We start from the raw sequence: 5,490 nt of genomic DNA on the forward strand, positions 1-5,490 counted from the left end.
GAGGCCCGCGCCCGCGTGACCGGCACGGCGCCCGTGCTGCTGGTGGACACCTACCCCGGCGTCGACGTGCCCGCGCTCGCCGCCCAGGTGGAGGCCGCCCTTCCCGCCTGGACCCTCACCGACGTGGAGACCGCGGCGCGTCCGGTCGCCGAGGTCGAGCGGCTGATCGCCCCGAACCTCACCGACGACCGGGTCTTCGGCGTCATGAGCCACTTCACCCTGGACGACCTCTACGACGCCGAGCGCCTCGACGCCCTCGCGGCCGCGGTCACCGGAACCCCGACGGTCGTGGTCGGCTGGGGCGCGGCGCTGCTCGAGGACCGTCTGGCCGGAGCCTCCGCGACCGTGCTGGTCGACATGGCCCGCTGGGAGATCCAGCTGCGGCAGCGCCAGGGGGCCACGAACTGGCGCGCCGACAACCCCGGCGAGGACAACCTGCGCAAGTACAAGCGCGGGTTCTTCGTGGAGTGGCGGGTGGCCGACCGCCACAAGCGCACGCTGTTCGACACGCTCGACTTCGTGCTCGACGGCAACGCGATCGCCCCGGCCGAACCGCACCCCGACTCCCCCGACGCGGGCATGATCACGGGCACCGCCTTCCGGCAGGCCCTGAAGGATGCGGCGCACCGCCCGTTCCGCGTCGTGCCGTTCTTCGACCCCGGCGTGTGGGGCGGGCAGTGGATGAAGAACCTCATCGGGCTCGACCCCTCGAAGGACAACTACGCGTGGTGCTTCGACTGCGTGCCCGAGGAGAACTCGCTGCTGCTGGAGGGCGACGGCGGCGTGATCGAGCTGCCCGCGCTCGACCTGGTGTTCAGCCGCCCGGTCGATCTGCTCGGAGCGAAGACGTTCGCGCGCTTCGGGGCCGAGTTCCCCATCCGCTTCGACTTCCTCGACACGATGGACGGCGGCAACCTCAGCCTGCAGGTGCACCCGCTGACGGACTACATCCAGAACACGTTCGGCATGCACTACACGCAGGACGAGAGCTACTACATGCTCGACGTCGGCGACGACGCGGTCGTGTACCTGGGCACCAAGGAGGGCATCGACCCCGCCGAGATGCTGCAGGATCTGGCGACCGCGCAGGACGGCGAGCACCCGTTCCCCGCCGAGAAGTACGTCAACTCGTTCCCCGCCCGCAAGCACGACCACTTCCTGATCCCCGCGGGCACCGTGCACGCATCGGGGTCCAACTCGATGGTGCTGGAGATCTCGGCGACGCCGTTCATCTTCACGTTCAAGCTGTGGGACTGGGGCCGCGTGGGCCTCGACGGCATCCCCCGCCCCGTGCACCTCGACCACGGCGCCCGCAACATCCAGTGGGACCGCGACACCACCTGGGTGATGGAGAACCTGGTCGACCGCGTCGAGACCCTGCACACCGATGACGAGGTCACCGAGGAGCGCACCGGACTGCATGAGCTGGAGTTCATCGAGGTGCGCCGGCACTGGTTCGCGCAGGGCGCCGATCACGACACCGACGGCACGGTCAACGTGCTCAACCTGGTGGAGGGCGACGAGGTGCGCGTGGTCAGCCCCACCACGGCGTTCGAGCCCTTCGTGATCCACTACGCCGAGACCTTCATCGTGCCGGCCGCGGTGGGCGCGTACCGGATCGAGCGCACCGAGAACTCGCGGAGCCCGCGCTTCGCGACCGTCAAGGCCTCCGTGCGCGGCACGCGCATGGGTGACAACTGAACATCGACACCCGACACACAGCACGAGGCATCACCGCGAGGATCCCACCCGGGAATCCCTTGCACCGCCGTCATCACCTCGGTATCGTGAGACCAGATTTCTGGTAACGATACCAATACGAACAAGGGAGTTCTGAATGATTTCGCGACGCACGATCGCCGCCGCCGCGGCCGGTCTCCTCCTCGGCACCCTGGCTCTCGCCGGCTGCTCCGGCGACTCCGGAGGCGGAGGCGCCGAGGGCGGAGAGGTCACCGGCACGCTCAACTTCTACACCGACAAGGCGGCGTGGAAGCCCGACTTCGAGTCGCTCAACGAGGTCAGCGGCGACGCCGTCGACATCACCCTCAAGACCACCGGCTACTCCGACGCCAACCAGTACGACGCCTTCATCAAGCAGTCGTTCCGCACCGACAAGTCGCCCGGCCTGTTCACGTGGCACACCGGCGACTCGCTCAAGCAGCTGGTCGACGAGGGCCTGGTGGCCGAGACCACCGACATCTGGAGCAAGGCCGTCGACGAGGGCTGGGTGAGTGAAGACCTGCGCGACAGCTACACGTTCGACGGCAAGCAGTACTGCGTGCCCATGAACATCGCCTACTGGATCATGTTCTACAACAAGGCCGCCTTCGCCGACAACGGCATCGAGGTGCCCACCACGTGGGACGAGCTGAACACCGCCGCCGAGACCCTGAAGGACGCCGGGGTCACCCCGTACTACCAGACCAGCGTGCTGTTCACCTTCCAGTGGTTCCAGCACCTCGTCGCCTCCACCGACCCCGACCTGTACGCCGGGCTCACCACGGGCGACGTGAAGTACACCGACCCCGAGATCGTCGATGTCATGAACGTGTGGCTCGAGGAGCAGGAGAACGGCTGGTTCAGCGACGCGGGCAGCACCACCGACCCCGCGGTCGGGCTCAAGCAGGGCGACTACGCCATGATCAACTTCGGCACGTTCTTCGCCGGCAACCTCGAAGGCGCCGGCATGACCACCGACGACTACGGCATGTTCGCGATCCCCGCGGTGAACGGCGACCTCGACACCACCCCGGTGGCCGTCGAGTCCGGCCCGATCTGCACGGCCGAGAACTCGAAGCAGCGCGACCTCGGACTCGCCTACGCCGAGTGGTGGATGTCGCCCGAGGCGCAGACCGCGTGGAACGACGCCCACGGCGACGTGGCGTTCAACCCGAAGGCCGAGGTCGCCGACCCCGCCCTGGCCGAGCTCGGCGAGCAGATCGCCGGCGACGACTACTCCCTCTACGACCGGTTCTTCGAGGCCATGCCCACCGAGATCGTGACCACCGCGATCGAGCAGTTCGGCGCCTTCAACGCCAACCCGGGCGACCCGATGCCGTTCCTGGAGAAGATCCAGGCGACGGCCGACAAGTACTGGGCAGAGCAGGAGTAAGCGAGCGGATGGCGCATCAGAAGACGCCGTACCAGTGGTCCGCCCGGGGCTTCGTCGCCCCGGGCGTGATCCTGGTGGCGGTCCTGCTCTACCTCCCGCTGCTGTGGACGGTGTTCCTCAGCTTCACGTCGTACAACGGCCTCGGCAGCCCCGACTGGATCGGGCTCGACAACTACGTCGAGATGTTCACCGACGCCGACTTCGTGGGCTCCGCGATGAACACCGTGCTCTGGGTGATCGGCACCCTGATCATCCCGGTCGGCATCGGCCTGGCGATCGCGCTGCTCACCTGGAACCTCGGCGGGGGCATCTGGCTGCGCCTCCCGTTCCTCATCCCCTACGCCCTCTCCGGCATCGGCGTCGGCGTGGTGTGGTCGTTCATCCTCTCCTCGGGCGGCGCGCTCGACCAGGCCCTCGCGGCGTTCGGGATCACCGACCCGCCCCGGTGGCTGCTCGACGCCCCGCTCAACACCGTCGTGATGATCATCGCCTCGTCGTGGCAGGGCGTCGGCGTGAACGCGCTGCTGTTCACGATCGGGCTCCAGGCCATCCCGAAGGAGCCCCTGGAGGCCGCGCGCATCGACGGCGCCGGCGGCGTCCGCCTCTTCACGAGCATCCTGTGGCCCATGCTGCGCCCGCTCACCGCCGTGGTCGTCGGACTCTCGATCGTCGCGAGCCTCAAGACCTTCGACATCGTGTGGGGCATGACCAAGGGCGGACCAGGCACCGTCTCCGAGACCCTCGCGCTGACGATGTACAAGGAGACGTTCGTGAACAGCGACTACGGCCTCGGCTCCGCGATCGCGGTGTTCCTGACCGTGATCACCCTCGTCGCCTCGGTGCTGTACCTGCGCCAGCAGCTCTCCCCGAAGAAGGAGATGTGATGTCGAAGATCATCCGCACCGCCGTGCTCGTCGTCCTCGGGATCGTGTGGCTGCTGCCCGCGTACCTGCTGGTCGTCAACGCGATGAAGGACCCGACCACCTTCACGTCGAAGGAGTCGTGGATCCCCACCGACTTCCACCTGTTCGAGAACTTCGGCCAGGCGCTCGAGCTCTCCGGCATCGGCGACAGCATCGTCAGCACCCTCATCTACTCGATCGTGTCGCCCACCATCGCCGTGCTCGTGGGTGCGGCGGCCGGCTTCGCGATCGTGGCCCTGCGCCTCAAGCGCGGCTTCCTGTGGTTCGTCGTGATCTTCGGCGGCACGGTGTTCCCGCTGCAGATGGTGCTGCTGCCCCTGTTCGACGCCTACTCCCGCACCGGGCTCTTCGACACCCGGCTCGGCATGATCATGATCTACACCGTGATCTCGGTGCCGTTCTCGGCGTTCGTGATGCGCAACTTCTTCACCGGCGTCGCGCACAACGTGTTCGAGGCCGCGGTGCTCGACGGCGCCACCACCTGGCGCATCTTCACCCGGATGTACCTGCCGATGGCGTCGAGCGCGCTGGTCGCGATCTTCATCCTGCAGGCCACCTTCGTGTGGAACGACCTGCTGCTCGGCCTCACGCTCAGCCAGTCCGACGACATCCGCCCCATCATCACCACGCTGTCGGGCATGCAGAGCACCTACGGCGGCGCGCAGATGTCGGTCGTGCTCGCCGCGGCCGTGCTGGTGTCGCTGCCCACCGTCATCCTGTTCCTCTGCACCCAGCGGTTCTTCGCCAAGGGCCTCGCGCTCGGCCAGTACTGATCCCCCTCCGCCTCGAAAGGCATCATGATTCCCCTCATCCCCACCGTCGAGGATCTGGTCGCCGATGCGGTCACACATCACTACGACGACATGATCGCGCCCACGGGCCTGACGAACATGCTCGGCACGGTGCGCGTCGATCACGACCTCACCGCGCTCAGCGCCGTGCAGTTCCCGCCCGTGTCGCAGGGGCTCACGCAGACCGCGGTGCTGTTCGTCGACGGCCGGCTGTTCGCGTCATACGGCGTCGCCGTCACGCACGAGTGGCGGCCCGACCGGGTGGTGCGGCGGGCGACCGTGGGCGAGCTCGAGATCGAGACGACGACCGTGTGCGTGCCGGGGCGGACGGCGGTGGCGATCGACATCGCGGTGCGCAACACCGGAGCGACCGACCGCGAGGTGCGCATCGGGCTCTCGGCCGCGGCACGCGTGACCCGCTCCGCCGACGCCTGGCTCGACGCCGAGTCGCCCTCCGAGCGCGACACCGCCACGGTCGACGGCGAGTGCCTCGTCTTCGCCTCCGCCGATGCCGCGGCGTGGAGCGTGCAGGGCCTCACCGGAGGATCCGCGGCGCTGAGCGGCGTGGCCGAGCTGCCCGACGCGTTCGACACCGGCATCGGCGGCAACGGTCGCGGCGGCGAGCTGTCGGCCGTGCTCACCGTGCCGGCGGGCGCCATCTCCC

General features: G+C 68.3%; 4 protein-coding genes and 1 pseudogene. All 5 read left to right on the forward strand.

What is annotated here, in order from left to right:
* Nucleotides 1–1,701: class I mannose-6-phosphate isomerase (locus tag DW309_RS10140; protein ID WP_136045301.1), on the forward strand; the 1,701-nt coding region annotated here is incomplete at its 5' end.
* Between the two features lie 136 nt (nt 1,702–1,837).
* On the forward strand, nt 1,838–3,112 hold the full coding sequence (locus DW309_RS10145) for an ABC transporter substrate-binding protein (protein ID WP_136031438.1): 1,275 nt from the start codon (nt 1,838–1,840) through the stop codon (nt 3,110–3,112).
* 8 nt (nt 3,113–3,120) lie between these two features.
* A complete protein-coding gene (locus tag DW309_RS10150; RefSeq protein WP_136031436.1) occupies nt 3,121–3,996 on the forward strand; it encodes a carbohydrate ABC transporter permease in 876 nt (291 codons plus the stop codon).
* Nucleotides 3,996–4,808 carry a carbohydrate ABC transporter permease gene (locus DW309_RS10155; RefSeq protein WP_136031434.1) on the forward strand — a complete coding sequence of 271 codons (813 nt, stop codon included), beginning with the start codon at nt 3,996–3,998 and terminating at the stop codon, nt 4,806–4,808. The genes DW309_RS10150 and DW309_RS10155 overlap by 1 nt, the downstream gene beginning before the upstream one ends.
* Before the next feature lie 24 nt (nt 4,809–4,832).
* A pseudogene (locus DW309_RS10160) lies at nt 4,833–5,490 on the forward strand (hypothetical protein); the annotation flags it as partial.

Origin of the sequence: Microbacterium sp. K41, from assembly GCF_004794395.1 — a bacterium.
GTDB lineage: Bacteria > Actinomycetota > Actinomycetes > Actinomycetales > Microbacteriaceae > Microbacterium > Microbacterium sufflavum.

Excerpts from the sequence above, each read along its gene's own strand:
- DW309_RS10155 (WP_136031434.1), top strand. The coding sequence starts at position 3,996 with ATGTCGAAGATCATCCGCACCGCCGTGCTCGTCGTCCTCGGGATCGTG.
- DW309_RS10145 (WP_136031438.1), top strand. The coding sequence starts at position 1,838 with ATGATTTCGCGACGCACGATCGCCGCCGCCGCGGCCGGTCTCCTCCTC.
- DW309_RS10150 (WP_136031436.1), top strand. The coding sequence starts at position 3,121 with ATGGCGCATCAGAAGACGCCGTACCAGTGGTCCGCCCGGGGCTTCGTC.